This is a genomic window from Vreelandella hamiltonii (assembly GCF_014651795.1).
Taxonomy (GTDB): Bacteria; Pseudomonadota; Gammaproteobacteria; order Pseudomonadales; family Halomonadaceae; genus Vreelandella; species Vreelandella hamiltonii.
Window position 1 is genome coordinate 489,850 of the sequence record NZ_BMXO01000001.1, and the last position, 17,557, is coordinate 507,406.

Sequence of the window (17,557 nt, forward strand, 5' to 3'; positions counted from 1 at the left end):
TCAGTAGGCGGCGCGATAGATGGCCTCGATATCCTCCAGGCTCAAGACCCTGGGATTATTGCGCAGCAGCCGCTCCACCTTGATAGCCTCGGCAGCCAGCTCGGGAATCGCTGACTCAGGGATATCGAACGAGCGCAAGCCAGACGGAATTTCCACCTCGGCACACAAGCGATGCATACGCGCAATCACGGCATCGGCCACCGCATGGTCGGAAAGCCCCGCCACCGGCTCGCCAAAAGCCTCGGCGATGCCCCGGAAACGCTCCACACACGCCAGCTTGTTCCACTCCATCACGAAGGGCAGCAGCAGCGCATTGGTCACCCCATGGGCCAACTGATAACGCCCGCCCAACGGATACGCCAACGCATGCACCGCCCCGACCCCCGCATTGCCGAACGCCAGCCCCGCCAGCAGGCTACCGGTCGCCATGTCCTCGCGGGCCTGAAGATGCTGAGGATTGGCAAACGCCTTCGGCAACGCCGAAACGATCAACCCCATCGCCTTGACCGCCAAGGCGTCCGTGATAGGCGTCGCAAAATTGGAAAGATACGCCTCCACCGCGTGCACCAGCGCGTCCACACCGCTGGCAGCCGTAACGCTGCGCGGGCAGCTCAGCGTCAGCTCGGGCGCCACGATCGCCACATCCGGTAGCAGACAATCGCTCACGATCCCCTTTTTCATCTGCTGGGCCTTGTCGGAAAGAATGGCGATATTGGTCACCTCCGACCCAGTCCCTGCGGTAGTGGGCATGGCAATCAAAGGCACCTCACGCTGGCGCACCTGCTGCTCGCCAAACAGCGCCTCCAGCGGCCCCTCATGGCGCGCATACACCGCCACGCATTTGGCAATATCCATGGCACTGCCGCCGCCAACGGCAATCACGCTATCGTGCTGGCCCGACACGAACACCTCCGTGCAGGTTTCCACGATAGCCACTTCCGGCTCTGGAGTTACGCCATCGAACACACCACAGAAAAGCCCCAAGGCCTGCAACTGCCTGGTAACCCCCTCCAGCGTGCCCGAGGCCACCACCCCGGCATCCGTCACGATCAAGGGGTGCTGCATGCCCAGTGCCTGCACATGCAGGGCCAACTGTTCACTGGCCCCCTGCCCGGTAATCAACTTACCCGCACTCTTAAAACTGCTCACCCGATTCAAATGCATAACGTGCTTCCTATTCTCTATTGTTAATTGTTGGAACGCGCCAAAGCGCCTTGACTATCGTTTACGCATTGGCACGCTATCTTTAGCGCACTACTTGTAGCTAACCACGCTTACGGCAGAACACTTGTAGCAAACCGCGTGCCAACAACAAAAAAACCCCGCAAGCACATGAATTAAAAGGGATATAGAAAACCTAAAGAAGACCAACGTTCGTTTTTAGCAAAGTCGTCAGGAAAAAAATCATCGCCATACAGCTAGCACGATGAATTTTGTCATCGAGAAAAATCCAACACCAATATCCGATATACAACGGGCATGGCCTGGTCTGCGCTTTTTGTCTCTGATACGCTAACAACGCCAAAGGCACCGCAACGCCACCTCACGGAAAGCACGCCAATGGGTTCCAAAAAAGCAGACCGCTAGGCCGCAACAACCTTACTTCACTCGTTGTTGCGGCAGCCTGACCATCACATCGATACTCTGCAGGCCGCCGTCGAATACGCTGATTCGTACGGAGCTTTTCCTGTGCCTATTCAAAACCCAAGCCCTTGGGCTTATCGCCTCCCCCTGGCGCTGGCGTTGCTGGCCCCTTTCAACTTGCTTGCCTCACTCGGCATGGATATCTACCTGCCGGTGGTGCCCGCCATGCCGGGCATTCTCGATACCACGCCCGAGGTCGTTCAGCTCACGCTGACGCTCTACATGATCATGCTGGGCGTGGGCCAGATCCTCTTTGGCCCGCTTTCAGACCGCCTGGGCCGTCGCCCCATCCTGATCGGCGGCACCCTCGTTTTTGCGGCGGCCTCCTTCTTCCTGGCGTTCACCACGGAAGCCTGGCTATTCGTGGTGCTCAGGCTGGTGCAAGCCATGGGGGCCGCCGCCATGCTGGTCGCGATGTTCGCCACGGTGCGCGATGTGTACGCCAACACGCCGGAAAGCGCAGTCATCTACAGCCTGATGAATGCCATGCTGGCGGTGGTGCCTGCGCTGGGGCCTATCGCGGGCGCGCTGATAGCCCGTTACCTGGGCTGGAGCGCCCTGTTCATCACCCTGGGCATTCTGGCCCTGCTGACCCTCGGCTACGCCTTCCCGAGATGGCATGAAACACGCAAGGCATACGCCCCCACCCGCCTGGCGGATATAGGGCGCGTGCTCAACAGCGCTCATTTCTGGGTTTATACGGTCGCGTTCGGGACCGCCATGGGGGCGTTTTTCGTGTTCTTCTCGACGGCCCCCCGAGTGCTCATCGAAGGGGCGGGCTTTAGCGAGTTGGGGTTCAGCTTGGCCTTTGCGACGGTGGCCCTGGTCATGATCGTGACGGCGCGCTTTGCCAAACGTTTCGTGACGCGCTGGGGCATTCCCGGCTGCGCCCTGCGTGGCGCGCTGATTCTGCTGGCCAGCGCAGGCCTGCTGGGGCTGGGGGAAGTGTTCTTCACGCCAAGCCTGTGGTCGTTTGTCTTACCGATGTGGCTCGCCGCCGTGGGCATCGTGTTGATCACTTCCGTGACCGCCAACGGCGCGCTGCACGCCTTCAGCGACATGGCAGGCACCGCCGTGGCGCTGCACTTCTGTGTGCAGAGCCTGATCGTGGGTGGCGTAGGCACTGCGGTGGTGGTCATGCTGGATGGCAGCACGGCGTGGCCGCTGATCGCCTACACCGGCGGCATGGCAGCGCTGACGCTGGGGCTGCTCACCGGCTTAGCTCGGCGGAAGCGGTAACGATAGGGTAATGCGTGTGCAGGGGGTGGCTGCGCTCAATCGCGCATCTTCAAGCGCTGGACCCTTCTCCGCCTGGCAGCCACCACGGCCACGACCGCGACGCAAAGCACGGCGGCCACCCCTGCCAACACCACATGGGAAAGGCTGCTCAGGCGCTCAAACAGTGGCGCGAGCGCCTGACCAAACAGATAACCGAGCGTGACCCAGGCGGCCGACCAGATCAGCGCCGACAGCGCATTGAGCACGATAAAGCGGGGCCAGGGAAAATTGGTCGTGCCGATGGTCACCGCACCGGCCATGCGCAGCCCATAAAGGAACCGCAAGGAGAACGCGAACGTATTCGGGTGGGCATTGAACGTCGTCAGTACCCGCCCACCCGCCGCGCTACGCTGAACCGAACGCACGATAGCGCTATTGCGCCACCCATGCCCGAGCAGGAAGAACACCTGATCCGCCAGGAAAGCGCCCAAGGCAAGCGAGACCACCGCTTCACCAAACCCGATCAGGTGCCGATGCATCATGATGCCGCCCAGCATCGCGACGGCTTCACCCTCCAGGCTCGCCCCCACGAACAAGCCGAGGCTGCCATAGTTCGCCACGAAATAATCAAGCGTCATGTGCATTCATCCATCAAGTAACCCCGCCAGGTGGGTGCCACGTAAACGCAATCTCTATCACGATTCAGGATGATGCGGAGGTGAATGAGGCTTATGGAAGGCAGCTGCTTCAGTTTGCAGCCAACCTGGCTGCCCCAAGCACATGAGCCGATTGCCCCGCCTATTCGGCTCAGATGATGAGCCGATTATGGTTGATATTCGGCTCATGGGCTAGTGGATGGGCTTTCCTCGGCGACATCCTCCACTGGGGATGCTACTCCTCACAAAGCGATGAGTATGCTCTCCGACTTCTTGCCTGGTTAGGCACGGCACGCCTGCAGCAACTGCTGCCCGACGGGGCCAAGCGGCTTCTTTTTGGGCCAGAAGGCGATCAGTTGGCGAACGCCACGAGGCGACAACGAGCGTGTCACCAGGTCGGCGTTGAGCTTATTCACCAACGCCAGCGTGGGCACCAGACTGACGCCCACACCGTTAGCCACCATCTGTAGCAACGTGCGTGTATCGCGCACCCAAAAATCGACCTGCACCGCCCCTTCCGATGCATCCAAGGAGTTTGCAAAAATTTGCTGAATCAACGCCTCACAGCCCCCGGATGACATGACCAACGGGTGCTCGGCCAGCGCTGAGACGCTTACGCTGGCGTGCTGGCTCAACGGATGGCTACTGGGCAGCACAGCAACGATCTCGTCTTGTCTGATCAACTGCCAATCAAAGTGCTCACGCCAATAGCCCAGGTTGAGCCGCGTGGTATCCGTCGTGATGCCAACATCCACCACGCCGCTTTCTACCCACTCCTTGATTTCCTCCTCCACGCCTTCCAGCACCAGCCCCATGGCTTCTGGGTATCGGCTCGAAAAGACTGACAGCACCGAGGCTAACCAACCATGCAGCGCACTGGGTATCGCGGCAATCTTAAGCGTCGTGTCGGTTTCATGATGGTGGTGCGATACCTGATGACTGAGCACCTGTAGCTCACCCATGATCTTTCTCGCGCTAGCGAGTACTAACTCACCCAGCGCCGTCGGCTCGACTCCCTGCGGTGTTTTCACCATCAAGGCACCGCCGACACGCTGCTCCAATGACTGCATGGCATGGCTGACCCCTGATTGGCTAACACCCAAACGTTCAGCTGCACGGGTATACGACTGCGCTTCCTCAACGGCCAACAGTGCCCGTAACTGAGCAATGGTGATATCTGCGCCCCGGATCATGACCTCTCCTCATGGCTGGGATGAGCTAATCGAATTTTACACAAAAACCATTTAAAAAATAAAATCACATCAATCATTCTTAAAATTCGAAGGAAAAAAACATGAGCTATGAGTTTATACATCCTGGCATTGAAGATGCGCCATACATCTACCAACTTGCCCAGCAAACGCCACAACTGGACAGTTACCCTGAATATTTTTATCTACTTTGGTGCAGGGACTTTAAAAACACCTCGCTGATAGCTAAGAAAAACAACCGTATAGAAGGATTTATCATAGGCTACATGCGACCTAATGAGCCCTCAACCTTGCTCATATGGCAACAGGCCATGAGCAAAAGAATACTGAACAAAGGAATTGGGATAAAACTACTACATAAGCTAACAAGAACATGCAAAGCATCAGGAGCAAAACACATTGAAGCAACAATCTCACCAGAAAACAAAGTTGCTGAAAGGACCCTTATCGGAATCTCTAGATTACTAGACACCACTATAGAAAAAGAAGATATTTTCGACCAAAGTCATTTCAATGAAAGTCATCATAAAGAAATATTGGTCAGAGTAGGACCTTTTGAGGAGAAACAAAAATGAAAGTATTGACAACACCAGAAATGAAAAACTGCACAACTATCACAGAAGAAAAATTTACAAGCATAAGAGCAATAACTAGCCAGTACAATAAATTATTTTCGATTCATGAAACAACAGTTCATAAAAACAAAACATTAGAATTATGTTACGAAAACCATGATGAGTACGTCTATGTAATTGAAGGAAGAGGCGAGCTACACAACTATAAAACGGGAGAAAAACATCTCTTAGAACCCGGCACAATATATCATGTAGAAAAAAACGAAAGGCATTTATTAAAGACGCACGAAAGAATGCGCGGAGTGTGCATTTTCACTCCAGCATGCAAAGGTGACGAAAGACACAATGAAAACGGATCATATTAAACAGGATGATCAATGAGCATCACACTTGCTTTATCTGCAATGTTCTTAATTGGCATGACTCACTTTATCAATGGCATGATATCCCAACATTGCCCTGCCGTAAAAATTGCTTTATGCACTCATATCGGCGGTAGTTTTTGCGGGTTAATTTTATCATTTTCATTATCTAAATGGCACAACGATGCGATGATATGGGGTATGCTATCAGGAATAGGCTCAGCACTAGGAGCCCTTTTTCTATATCGAGCTCTATCAACCTCGCCTTTTGGTATCGTTGTACCCCTCAGCGCAGTATCAATGGTGTTGATATCAGTTCTACTGTCATTATTTTTTAATGGAGAAAACCCTAACTTAGCCGTTTGGCTTGGAATAGCAATATCTTTACCTGCTGTCTGGTTGATTTCAGGTGGAAAATCATTAAGAAAAAGACTACCCTCATTACATAAAAAATCCGGCTTAATTCTCGCACTACTCGCAGGACTTGGGTTTGCCGTACAACTTCACTTCTTGGGAAAAATATCCACTGAAGCGAATTTTTATGGAATATCCATCAGTATGGCCAGCGGAGCAATTCTTCTTCTCCCCTTTTGCCTAAACACTAAAAAAACAAAAAAAACGTTTTACACCTTATCATTCACAGCAGGTGGAATCAGTGTAGCAGGACTGGCTCTATACACCATCTCACAGGCAGGTCAGCTTGCTATAGTGAGCATCATCATTGTATCCATGTACCCATTAATCCCGGTAACACTAGGATCAATTGTAAGAAAGGAGAAGCTCAGCGGCTCCTCTATAATTGGTATAGTGCTCTCTATTGTGACGACAGCTCTTGTCACAATTGGCAGTTACTAAATCTTTGCCAAGCCGCGCATCCTGCAAAGATTTTAACGTTACTCCATTTAGATCCTTCCAAGCCAAACGGCCATTGGCGCTACCGCCAACCAAGACGCCCGCTGCTGTTGAAGGAGAGGAAAATCGAAAATCCTGAGTGAATATCAACTTTCCATTTTGCGGTGCTAGTACGCCACGCATTTGCAGAAGTTGCCGCTGCTCGCGCATGTAGTCATGGATGGAAAGCGTCTCCTCAATACGTGCCAATGAGCATTTGAGTACCACAAAGCCATCAGCAACTTCTCTACCCGTGCCTTCGGCCCCACGTTCGTTGAGGTAAAGCGTCAGCGGCGGCTCGACTTGCTCTGAAGATGCCCCGGCGGCTTGGCTGCTAGCTGCTTCGACGCATCGATACCCAATAGCGGAAAAATCACCAGCATCCCGGCTAAAAACCACTCGGCATCAGCACGGTTGGCTTTAGAAAGCGGGGACGGGGTCCGAGCTAGGAAAGTGCCGTTATCTAGCACCCAATGGTCAGCGGTTTTCACCAGAGCTCATAGTCCTGGCTCCAGATAACGCGAGAAGGTATGGTGTCGGTAGCGGTCTGTCAGCAGCTACGTCGGTCATGATATCCATGTTTGAGACTTTCTACAGGGCCTCATCGCGGTACTCAGAGTGTAAGGTGCTAGAGCTCATAGCAACAATTATTGCTTTGCTTTCGATGAGATCTGCAATTATACGCTCCTACTACAGATTCTTAGAGATATCCGCATCCATTGTTAAAATGCACAATGCCGCGTTTGCTAGGATTCGGGCATGCATATCTTATTGACTTGTTAAAGATAGATGAATACTGATGGGCACTCTCTCATGGTGACGAATTATCTAGACCTCATACTGCCAAAAGTAGTAGAGGAATAGAGGCCACTGTCTACGTCTTATCCGCTACTATGTATACTTTTACAAATATTCATGCTGACAGCAGCCAAGGAGAGGCATGATGTGGGTCGATAACGAAACAGATACAGACTTCCTCAATTTTTCCGGGGTTGCCGACACCGTTGCTGAGATCGTTTACCAAGCCAATGGACGCCCCATTTCCATTGGTGTTTCTGGCGCTTGGGGGGCTGGCAAATCGTCAATGATCAAGCTTATTCAGGCGTCGTTGCGCAATCCGCCTGAGTCGGGGCATAAGCCTGAAAAAGACTTCGTTTTTGTCGAGTTCAATGCTTGGTTGTACCAAGGCTATGACGACGCCCGTGCGGCGTTGATGGACGTAATAGCATCCCGTCTACAGGAAGAAGCTAAGGCGCGTCAGACCGCTCTGGACAAGGCTTACGAGCTGGGTCAACGTGTGAATTGGCTGCGGGTTGCTAAGATGATGGGTATGTCGGCAGCTTCTGTAGCAGCCGGCGTACCGATGCCTGGCCTGATAGGTGATGCGTGGAGTTTGACCAAGCAATGGTGGTCTGGGGACGTCAATCAGGCGACAATTGACGCAACCCATGACAAAGCTGGAAAGGTAGCGGATGAAGCCAAACAGTTCATCAAAGCTCAACCTCAGATGCCTTCACCGCCCAAGGAAATCCAAGCATTACGAGATAATTTCGAAGCTGTCTTGGATGAGTTAGGCGTCACCCTCGTTGTGCTGATTGACGATCTGGATCGCTGCCTGCCCGAAACGACTATATCAACCCTTGAGGCTATTAGGCTGTTCTTGTTCCTGCGCAATACGGCCTTCGTCATCGCGGCAGACAACGAGATGATCAAGCATGCGGTGCGTCGTCACTTCAGTGGTGTCCCGGATGACGTGCTTGTCACCAGCTACTTCGACAAGCTTATTCAGGTTCCAATTCGAGTACCACCTCTGGGGACGCAGGAAGTTCGGGCGTACATGATGATGCTGTTCACCGAGAACAGCGGGTTACCTAGGGAGGAAATCGAGTCCATCCGCATCAAAGTCCGCGATCAGCTTCGAACAACATGGCAAGGTGGTCGGGTCGACCGGACTTTCATGCAGTCCCTATCCAAGAAATACCCTGCGGAACTGATTGGGAAATTCGATACAGCAGAACGTCTCGCGGCGGTGATGACCTCAGCGTCAGGTATTCACGGCAACCCACGGCTCATCAAACGTTTTCTTAACGCCCTGGCGATTCGGATGAGCATTTCACGCGCCCATGGCGTGGGTGTGGATGAAGCAGCACTGGTCAAACTGATGCTGTTTGAGCGTAGTGGTAATCCGAAGGCCTTCGAAGAACTTATGAAAGCGGTTGCGGCGGATAAGCACGGCAAGCCAGCAATACTCGCTGGTTGGGAGACCGATGTGAAACAAGGCAAGGATTTATCTTTGAATCAGCCTTGGGATCACCCGTTTGTGAAGGAGTGGCTAGCCTTGCCACCTGCGCTGGCAGACAAAGATTTGCGAGGTGCCATTTACGTCAGCCGCGAGCATGCACCGATCATCACGGACGAAGATCGCCTTTCTTCGAACGCTGCCGAGCTACTAACCGCGCTGCTCGATTCGCCTGATATGGCACCTCAACTCAGGGGGGCTCTTGGGCAGATTGCTCCCGTCGAGATCAGCGTCATCATGGATCGATTACTCGACAACGCGGGTAACGAGCAGGAATGGGGCGTACCGCCCGTTTTGGATGCGATGCTGGTCATCGCTGGCATCGATGGATTGCAGGGCCCGCGCCTCGCTGCCTTTTTGAAAGAGCGCCCACCCGCACAGATCCAGGCTGGGATCGTGCCAAAGCTCAAAGATGAGAGCTGGGCGAAGTCCGTATTCGATTACTGGCAAAGCCTTGATGTCAGCCCTCCTGTGAAGGCCGCGATAAGGAAAATGAATGGGAACATCACAAAATAGCGATGGGCCAGGCAAGGGAGTGCCAATGGTGCCTCCGTGGACGCCTCCATTGCCGCCGATGCCACCGGAACTACCTCAGCCTCCAGAGCCACCGGCTCCGCCAGCCCCTGAGCCGCCAGATCTTGAAGAGGATCAGGTTGATCAGGATAGTCATTCTGATGGCCCCCCTGAGGGGGATAACAAGCCCAAGACTGCACCGCAGTCGCCACCTCCATTAGCGCCGCCAGGCCGCTTTGGGGGCGCACGCAAGGGATTAAGTGACTACGCCAGGAACGGTGATCGCAGCGGCCTCCAACGCAGCCTGAAGCACTACGTCAAACATGGGTACGGCGGTGCTAAGACCACTACGGCTCGATTTGGTGGTACAGCGGCAGTTGCCGCGATGCTGGGCGGTACCCTTCAGTCGGTGGCAGAAGGAACCAGTCAGACCAACGCGAACCTCATTGACCCCGTCCTGCTGAAAGGTCGATCTGCCTCAGAAGTCATGGACGCGCTGGTCGAGGCCGTTCGACCTGTGGATGGGACTCAAGATGCAGAGGCAGAGCGGGCCTCGATTCGGGGGTCGCTGTCCGATGTTCTCGTGAAGTACCCTAACGCCGATCTGCTGAACTTGGCCCCTGAAGAGCGGGCCTACGCGATCGAACGCTTCACCGCAATGGATGTGTTTCACCGGTACGAGCTTGATCTGGGGAAAACCGTACAAGAGAAAGCCTCATCGGCTCTAGTTGCGGTACGTCGGCTGAAAGAGATCAAGGAATACATCAAAGAGTGCGTCTCGGCCTCGTTTCGCTCCATTGCAGCCACTGGAGTTCGGCTGACGACCGGACGTATTTCCCAAGTCGTAACCCAGGCGCTACAGGAGACTTTTGAGGTCTTCGAGGGGTATATCGAATGAAGTTTGTTTGCGGCCCCGCAGGATTTCAGGTGCAGGCTGTCGATCCCGCAATGCCGGTGGTGATCTATGGCCAGGCGGAAAAGGGGCAAGTCAGTGTTGGGGGATACACCCGTCACCTGATTAAGAAAACACACTTGGAAATCTCACCTCAGGCCTGGGATTTTCTGAGTATTGCCCTTTCCATAGTTGCGGCAGATTTCTCCGATCTACGCGCCAAAAGCGCAGACGGCTGGACGCGTACACTCGAACTTCATATTGCAGTTCAGGATCCTGTATTCTGGAATGCCCAAGCACGAGCGTTGGAAGCTGCGTTGCGCTTTTTGACGACAGACATTTGGACGTTCGTCTTTCATTCCGGTGGGTATGGACCACCTGCTCAGTTGCAAGCATTTCATCCTCAAGAGGATTCTGTCGCCTTGCTTTCTGGCGGGATGGATAGCCTGATCGGCACCATCGACTTGGTCAGCCAAGGGCGGAATCCTTATGCCGTCAGCCAGATTGTCCGTGGTGATGGGCAGAAGCAAGACGATTTCGCTCAGAGTCTTGAGTTGTCCAGGATTGGACTCAATCACGTTGCCAGGTCTCCAGGGCTTCAAGAGCCTTCCCAGCGGGCACGATCCATCGTTTTCCTGGCATTTGGATTGGCCGTTGCGACATCACTTGATCGTTACCATCAGGGTGATCGCGTACCTCTTTACATCTGCGAGAATGGCTTCATCGCGATCAATCCTCCATTGACTGTGACCCGGCTGGGTAGCTTGAGTACCCGCACCGCTCATCCGGAATACCTAGGTCGATTGCAACAGATCTTCGATGCTGCTGGCATCAATGTTCAGATTCAGAACCCATACGCGCTGAAGACCAAAGGTGAGATGATGGCGGGATGTCTTAACCAGCATTTACTCAAACAGTATGCAGTGACATCCACCAGCTGCGGGCGTTTTCAGCGTTTTGGGTATAAGCATTGCGGGCGATGTGTTCCGTGTCAGGTCAGAAGAGCCTCCTTCATGCGATGGGGAGAGGTGAGAGACAGTACGCCATACGTTTACGACAACCTTAGTATCGATACCCCCCAGTATGGGCGCTTTGAAGATGTGCGCTCTGTAGGGATGGCAGTGGCGAGCGCTGCGCAGGACGGTTTCGATCAGTGGCTAGGTCACAGTCTTTTTTCGCCGTTTATTATTGACAGGGCTGGGTATAGGCGAATGCTCGTCCAAGGCTTGGACGAGCTGGCGACGTTGCACGCTTTCTATGGGCTTAAATGATTAGTGTAATATTCCCAGATTTCTTCTGCATACCCTACGCTGCTAATGCTGGATGTGCAAAACATGGCGACATGACACAGCCATTTAACTCTTGACATAGCGCCATAAAAAAATTTACCTTTAGGTTGCTTGCAGACAGATTTTTTTGTCATGCTTCGTGACAGGTGAAATCAATGTTAGGGGCTTTGCCATTTAGCATTCCTTGACGGTAGCGATGCTACCTGAACGCGCATAAGAGTGTCTGCAAGCATCAATGAGGATCAAAATGTCTGCTTTAAAAAAATTAAAATCAGCATGTGACATAAATGACTTGGCTAAACTTTTAAATTTCAAGTCTTCAAACATAGCTTATATAATTTACAGACTAAAAGAAGAAGAAAAATACTCTAGCTTCGAGATAAAGAAATCATCTGGCGGACTAAGAACTATCGACGCGCCAGAACCTAAACTTAAAAACCTACAGTCCAACTTAGCATACTTGCTACAAGAGTGCCTAACAGAGATTGAGAAAACATCTCAAATCAAAAGCACAGCATCTCAGGCTTTTCAGCCCAAAAAGTCAATAATCACAAATGCTTCTCTTCATAGGAAAAAAAGATTTCTATTCAATCTTGACATTGAAAATTATTTTGGCTCAATAAATTTTGGCAGAGTTCGTGGATTTTTTATCAAAAACAAAAACTTCGAGCTTGACCCAAAAATTGCAACTCTAATAGCCCAAATAGCATGCTACCGCAATAGACTACCACAAGGTTCTCCCGCATCCCCTATAATTTCAAATTTGATAAGCCATATCTTAGACATGCGCTTAATTGAATTATCAGCAAAAAACAAATGTTTTTATACACGATATGCAGATGATATAACTTTTTCAACAAACTTAACAGAATTCCCTCCAGAAATAGCTTACGAGAGTGAAGATAAAATATGGTCACCCTCCCAAAAACTAACAAAACTAATATTAAAAAATGGCTTTAACATAAATTACCAAAAAGTTCGAATGCAGCTTCATTTTTCAAGACAAGAGGTTACAGGCCTTACTACAAATAGAATCATCAATACGCCCATTGAGTATAGAAAAAATGCTCGAGCAATGGTTAGATCACTAATCATGAAAGGTAGTTTTCATATGCCTAAAGAAGAACAAGAGGCATCAGTTGAACAGCTTCACGGCATCCTATCTTTTATTGATCATGTAAAATTAGTCACAAAACATGGTCATAGCAATGATCCTCACTCTTTGCCAGCAGCTAAAGAAGAAAAAAAATCATCATTTGAAAAAGATTTTGCAGACTTTTTATTTTACAAATATTGCTACGCTCCAACTAAGCCTCTCATTATCTGCGAAGGTAAAACTGATAATATATATTTGAAATGCGCCATCAAATCATTGGACTCAAAATACCCGAAATTAATTCATCCAAACAACAAGCAAGATTTCAAAATAGATTTTTTTAAATACTCCCGCAGTCAAGGCGGAGATAGCCAAAAGGGAAGACTGCTTGAACTAAGAGGCGGCGAGGGGAATTTAAAAAACTTCATCTCAGCTTATGACAAAAAATGCACTAAAATACGAGCACCAGGAAAACTGCATCCTGTAATTGTATTAATTGATAATGACAAGGGTGGAAAACAAATACTTTCCTTAATAAAAAACTTAAAAAGAGAAACGAGTACAGTGACAGGAAATGAAGATTATTACTTCATAAACAACAATTTATATGTCATACCAATACCCGACATAATGGGGAATAAGAACACTACCATTGAGGATTTTTTCTACAAAAAAACTCTTAACAGAAAAATAAACGGAAGAGTCTTCAATAGAAAAAACGATCACTCTGGAAAAAATTTCTATGGTAAGTATGAGTTCGCCCAAAAAATAGTTCAGAAAGACTTAAAAAACATTAACTTTAAAAAATTTATCAAAATACTAGACAGATTTGAGCTTGTAATAAGCGATTACAAAAGATATCTAAAAAGTAAAGCCCTGCAGAATAGCAGGGCTAATCATTAAACAAGTATCACTCCCACTCAATCGTAGCAGGCGGCTTGCTGCTCACATCATAGGTCACCCGCGACACGCCTTCCAACTCATTGATAATCCGGTTGGAAACCTTCTCCAGCAGCTCGTAGGGCAGGTGAGCCCAGCGGGCGGTCATGAAGTCGATGGTTTCGACGGCGCGGAGCGCGATGACCCATTCGTAGCGGCGGCCGTCGCCGACCACGCCAACGGATTTCACCGGCAGGAACACGGCGAAGGCCTGGCTGGTTTTTTCGTACCAACCGGCGGCGCGCAGTTCTTCGATGTAGATGGCGTCGGCATCGCGCAGGATGTCGGCGTACTCTTTCTTCACTTCACCCAGAATGCGCACGCCCAGGCCGGGGCCGGGGAACGGGTGGCGGTAGACCATGTCGTAGGGCAGGCCGAGTTCCAGGCCGAGTTTGCGCACTTCGTCCTTGAACAGTTCGCGCAGCGGCTCGACCAGCTTGAGCTTCATGGTTTCCGGCAGGCCACCCACGTTGTGGTGGGATTTGATCACATGCGCCTTGCCGGTTTTGGAGGCGGCGGATTCGATCACGTCCGGGTAGATGGTGCCCTGGGCGAGGAATTCCACGCCTTCGATCTTGCTGGCTTCGTCATCGAACACGTCGATGAAGGTGTTGCCGATGATCTTGCGCTTGGCTTCCGGGTCTTTTTCGCCGTGCAGCTTCTCTAGGAACAGCTCTTCGGCGTCCACGCGGATCACTTTCACGCCCATGTGCTTGGCGAAGGTTTCCATGACCTGGTCGCCTTCGTTCTTGCGCAGCAGGCCGTTGTCGACGAATACGCAGGTGAGCTGCTCGCCAATCGCCTTGTGCAGCAGCGCGGCTACTACGGAAGAGTCTACGCCGCCGGAAAGGCCCAGCAGTACGTGGCGGTCGCCGACTTGCTCGCGTACGCGCTGTACCTGGTCTTCGATGATTTGGGCGGGGGTCCACAGCTTTTCGGCTTTACAGATATCCAGCACGAAGTGCTCGAGAATCCGCTGGCCTTGCAGGGTGTGGGTCACTTCCGGGTGGAACTGTACGCCGTAGAACTGCTTCTCTTCCCAGGCCATGGCCGCAATCGGGCAGCTCGGGGTAGAGGCGGTCACGGTGAAGGTGTCCGGGGCCTTGGCCACCTTGTCACCGTGGCTCATCCACACGTCCAGCAGGGCGTTGCCGGTGGCCGGGTCTACGTGGTCCTTGATGTCCTTGAACAGGGCAGTTTCGGCATCCAGACGAATCTGGGCGTAGCCGAACTCGCGCTGGTTGGAGCCTTCCACCTTGCCACCCAGCTGCTCGGCCATGGTTTGCATGCCGTAGCAGATACCAAACACCGGCAGGCCCATTTCGAACACGCACTCGGGGGCGCGGGGGGAGCCCAGCTCGGTGACGGATTCCGGGCCACCGGCCAGGATGATGCCGTTGGGGTTGTATTCGCGGATCTCTTCTTCGGTGATGTCGAAGGCGCGGATTTCAGAGAATACGCCGATCTCGCGCACGCGGCGGGCAATCAGTTGGGTGTACTGGGAGCCGAAGTCGAGAATCAGAATCTTGTGGGCGTGAATGTCACTCATGGCGAAGCCTCTATAACGCGGAATGCCCGCATTGGCTAAAAAGCAGACGGCGGGGCAATGCCCGCCGCCGTGTCACTAACTGCGCTGGTTAGCTCACCCGGTAGTTGGGTGCTTCCTTGGTGATCTGCACGTCGTGAACGTGAGACTCGTTGAAGCCAGCGCCGGTAATCTGTACGAACTCGGGCTTGGTGCGCATTTCCTGAATGTCGCGGCAGCCGGTGTAACCCATGGAGGCGCGCAGGCCGCCCATCAGCTGGTGAACGATGGCGCTCATCATGCCCTTGTAGGGTACGCGGCCTTCGATGCCTTCCGGCACCAGCTTCTCGGCACCGGCGTCCTTGTCCTGGAAGTAGCGGTCGGCGCTGCCCTGGCTCTGCGACATGGCACCCATGGAGCCCATGCCACGGTAGGCCTTGTAGGTACGGCCCTGGTACAGCTCCACTTCGCCCGGTGCTTCTTCGGTACCGGCCAGCAGGCCACCTACCATCACGGCGCTTGCGCCAGCGGCAATGGCCTTGGCCAAATCGCCGGAGAAGCGCACGCCGCCGTCGGCAATCAGCGGAATGTCGAAGGGCTTCAGCGCTTCGGCCACGTTGGCCACGGCACTGATCTGCGGCACGCCCACGCCAGCCACGATACGCGTGGTGCAGATGGAGCCGGGGCCAATGCCCACTTTCACGGCATCGGCACCCGCTTCGGCCAGCGCAGTGGCCGCGGCGGCGGTGGCGATGTTGCCGCCGATCACTTGAATCTGCGGGAAGTTCTCTTTGATCCAGCGGACGCGGTCGATGACGCCCTTGGAGTGGCCGTGGGCGGTATCGACGATGATCACATCGACGCCTGCTTCGGCCAGGGCCGCCACGCGGTCAGGGGTTTCCGGGCCGGTGCCCACCGCAGCGCCTACCAGCAGGCGGCCATCGCTGTCTTTGGCGGCCATAGGGTAGGTGCGGGCTTTTTCGATATCCTGGAAGGTCACCAGGCCGCGCAGGTGGAAAGCGTCATCGACGATGAGCATTTTTTCGATGCGGTGTTCGCGCATCTTGGCCTTGCTGACTTCAAGCTCGGTACCTTCCGGTACGGTGACCAGGCGCTCGCGAGGCGTCATGATGTCGGCCACGCTGTCGCCCACGTTGGGCTGGAAGCGCATGTCACGCTCGGTGACGATGCCCACCAGGGTTTCGCCTTCCACCACCGGGAAGCCGGAGAAGCCGTATTCGCGGGCCATGGCCAGCAGGTCTTCCAGCTTGGCCTTGGGGCTCACGGTGACTGGGTCTTTGACGATCACGCTTTCGTGCTTCTTCACCTTGCGCACTTCCGCGGCCTGTTGGGCCATGGTCATGTTCTTGTGGATGATGCCGATGCCGCCTTCCTGGGCCATTGCAATTGCCAGACGCGCTTCGGTCACGGTGTCCATGGCGGCAGACAGCAGGGGAATATTCAGCGAGAGGTTACGAGTCAGGCGGGTTTTGAGGCTGACATCCTTGGGCAGAATGTCGGAGAAGCCAGGAACGAGAAGTACGTCATCGAACGTAAGCGCTTCTTGGGCCATACGTAGCATAGCGGCAACACCCAATGTAAAGTGGGAAGATGGGGCGTGAAAGGTTAATCGCCCATTATAACGTTTCGAGGGCCACCCCAGCAAACCATCCTGCGATGATCTGCTGAAGGTGGCCCTCTGCGTTGGCCTGGGCGAAGCCCGCTGCGGTGTGGCGCGGGCGGTTTAGTCCAGCGCGCGGTCGTCGGCTTCGCTGGGGAAGTCGAGGTCTTCCAGGCGGCCCGTCACCGCCGTGGCGATGTTGGCCAGGTGTGAGGCCACGCGCTTGTAGTGGCGCGCCAGCAGCGAGTAGGCCACGGCTTCGTGGAACTCGATGCTGTCCTCTTCCCGCAGCAGGGATTCGATCAGCTCGTCGCTGATGTGACGAATCTCCCGGGTGGCGGTGATGATGCCGTGGGCCTTTTTCTCATCGGAGTTGCGCGTGGCCGCAATCAGCTCGCTGAACAGCCCTCGCAAGCGCTCGGAGATGCTGTCCAGGGGCTTCTGGTAACGGTCTACATGGAAGCCTTCGGTGTAGAACGCGCCTACCTCAAAGACGTTCTTGCAGTAGTCGCCGATACGCTCGGCGTCCTTGGCCACGCTCATCAACGCCAGGCAAATGGCCACGTCGTGGCCGGGGTTGACGGTCAGGTGGCGCAGCACCTTGCGGCGAATCGAGCGTTCCAGCTCGTTGACCGCCACATCGCGCTCGTACAGGGGCGTGCGTACGTCCTCGGCGGCCACGGTGCTGTACAGCACCTCGTTGGCCCGTGAGAACATCCAGGCGCCATGCTCCAGCATTTGGGTCAGGTCCGCGTAGGCCTGGTCGATGCTGGTTTCCGAGGTAAGCGCACTAAAAAGCTGTTTGAACATGGGGAAACCTCTCAAC

At 53.5% G+C, this 17,557-nt stretch carries 16 protein-coding genes; 8 read left to right on the forward strand and 8 right to left on the reverse strand.

What is annotated here, in order from left to right; genetic code table 11:
• Positions 1–1,164 carry an iron-containing alcohol dehydrogenase gene (locus IE061_RS02435; protein WP_193460872.1) on the reverse strand — a complete coding sequence of 388 codons (1,164 nt, stop codon included), beginning with the start codon at positions 1,162–1,164 and terminating at the stop codon, positions 1–3.
• A gap of 531 nt (positions 1,165–1,695) precedes the next feature.
• Between IE061_RS02435 and cml the strand changes: the two genes are divergently transcribed.
• Positions 1,696–2,883 carry a CmlA/FloR family chloramphenicol efflux MFS transporter gene (gene cml, locus IE061_RS02440; protein ID WP_373294928.1) on the forward strand — a complete coding sequence of 396 codons (1,188 nt, stop codon included), beginning with the start codon at positions 1,696–1,698 and terminating at the stop codon, positions 2,881–2,883.
• Between the two features lie 35 nt (positions 2,884–2,918).
• Here the strand turns inward: cml and IE061_RS02445 are convergent, their stop codons facing one another.
• On the reverse strand, positions 2,919–3,500 hold the full coding sequence (locus tag IE061_RS02445; RefSeq protein WP_193460874.1) for a DedA family protein: 582 nt from the start codon (positions 3,498–3,500) through the stop codon (positions 2,919–2,921).
• A gap of 299 nt (positions 3,501–3,799) precedes the next feature.
• Positions 3,800–4,711, reverse strand: a complete 912-nt coding sequence (locus tag IE061_RS02450) for a LysR family transcriptional regulator (RefSeq protein ID WP_193460875.1) — start codon at positions 4,709–4,711, stop codon at positions 3,800–3,802.
• Positions 4,712–4,812: 101 nt separating this feature from the next.
• Here IE061_RS02450 and ectA point away from each other — a divergent pair, with 101 nt between their 5' ends.
• From ectA to IE061_RS02465, 3 genes are read left to right on the forward strand one after another with little or no spacing between them, the layout of a single operon-like run.
• Positions 4,813–5,304: a diaminobutyrate acetyltransferase gene (gene ectA / locus IE061_RS02455; RefSeq protein ID WP_189462816.1), complete on the forward strand. Its 492-nt coding sequence runs from the start codon at positions 4,813–4,815 to the stop codon at positions 5,302–5,304.
• On the forward strand, positions 5,301–5,669 hold the full coding sequence (locus tag IE061_RS02460; protein WP_193460876.1) for an ectoine synthase: 369 nt from the start codon (positions 5,301–5,303) through the stop codon (positions 5,667–5,669). The genes ectA and IE061_RS02460 overlap by 4 nt, the downstream gene beginning before the upstream one ends.
• Positions 5,670–5,681: 12 nt before the next feature.
• On the forward strand, positions 5,682–6,521 hold the full coding sequence (locus IE061_RS02465) for an EamA family transporter (protein ID WP_189462812.1): 840 nt from the start codon (positions 5,682–5,684) through the stop codon (positions 6,519–6,521).
• Here the strand turns inward: IE061_RS02465 and IE061_RS18280 are convergent.
• Together IE061_RS18280 and IE061_RS17945 are read right to left on the reverse strand one after the other, a co-directional pair.
• Positions 6,426–6,728, reverse strand: coding sequence for a DUF4357 domain-containing protein (locus IE061_RS18280; protein ID WP_373294929.1), 303 nt, complete (start codon positions 6,726–6,728; stop codon positions 6,426–6,428). The two genes, IE061_RS02465 and IE061_RS18280, sit on opposite strands and share 96 nt — an antisense overlap.
• A 116-nt stretch (positions 6,729–6,844) precedes the next feature.
• On the reverse strand, positions 6,845–7,048 hold the full coding sequence (locus IE061_RS17945; protein WP_230478353.1) for a hypothetical protein: 204 nt from the start codon (positions 7,046–7,048) through the stop codon (positions 6,845–6,847).
• A gap of 449 nt (positions 7,049–7,497) precedes the next feature.
• On the opposite strand from IE061_RS17945, the gene IE061_RS02475 reads away from it, so the two are divergent.
• From IE061_RS02475 to IE061_RS02490, 4 genes are all read left to right on the forward strand, one after another.
• Positions 7,498–9,372, forward strand: coding sequence for a KAP family P-loop NTPase fold protein (locus IE061_RS02475; RefSeq protein ID WP_229800714.1), 1,875 nt, complete (start codon positions 7,498–7,500; stop codon positions 9,370–9,372).
• Between the two features lie 58 nt (positions 9,373–9,430).
• The gene (qatB, locus tag IE061_RS18210) at positions 9,431–10,267 is read left to right on the forward strand and encodes a Qat anti-phage system associated protein QatB (protein ID WP_308429492.1); all 837 of its coding nucleotides are present in this window, start codon (positions 9,431–9,433) and stop codon (positions 10,265–10,267) included.
• Positions 10,264–11,532 carry a Qat anti-phage system QueC-like protein QatC gene (qatC, locus tag IE061_RS02485; protein WP_189462809.1) on the forward strand — a complete coding sequence of 423 codons (1,269 nt, stop codon included), beginning with the start codon at positions 10,264–10,266 and terminating at the stop codon, positions 11,530–11,532. Before qatB ends, qatC begins: the two co-directional genes overlap by 4 nt.
• 265 nt (positions 11,533–11,797) lie before the next feature.
• A complete protein-coding gene (locus tag IE061_RS02490; RefSeq protein ID WP_193460877.1) occupies positions 11,798–13,549 on the forward strand; it encodes a retron Ec67 family RNA-directed DNA polymerase/endonuclease in 1,752 nt (583 codons plus the stop codon).
• A 7-nt stretch (positions 13,550–13,556) separates the two neighbouring features.
• Here the strand turns inward: IE061_RS02490 and guaA are convergent, their stop codons facing one another.
• From guaA to IE061_RS02505, 3 genes are all read right to left on the reverse strand, one after another.
• Entirely contained in the window at positions 13,557–15,134 is a 1,578-nt protein-coding gene (guaA, locus tag IE061_RS02495; RefSeq protein ID WP_193460878.1) for a glutamine-hydrolyzing GMP synthase, read from the reverse strand.
• An 88-nt stretch (positions 15,135–15,222) separates the two neighbouring features.
• The gene (guaB, locus tag IE061_RS02500; RefSeq protein WP_193460879.1) at positions 15,223–16,692 is read right to left on the reverse strand and encodes an IMP dehydrogenase; all 1,470 of its coding nucleotides are present in this window, start codon (positions 16,690–16,692) and stop codon (positions 15,223–15,225) included.
• Positions 16,693–16,854: 162 nt separating this feature from the next.
• Positions 16,855–17,541 (reverse strand): phosphate signaling complex PhoU family protein, encoded by a 687-nt coding sequence (locus tag IE061_RS02505; RefSeq protein WP_039183500.1) that lies wholly within the window; start codon positions 17,539–17,541, stop codon positions 16,855–16,857.
• Positions 17,542–17,557: the final 16 nt, after the last annotated feature.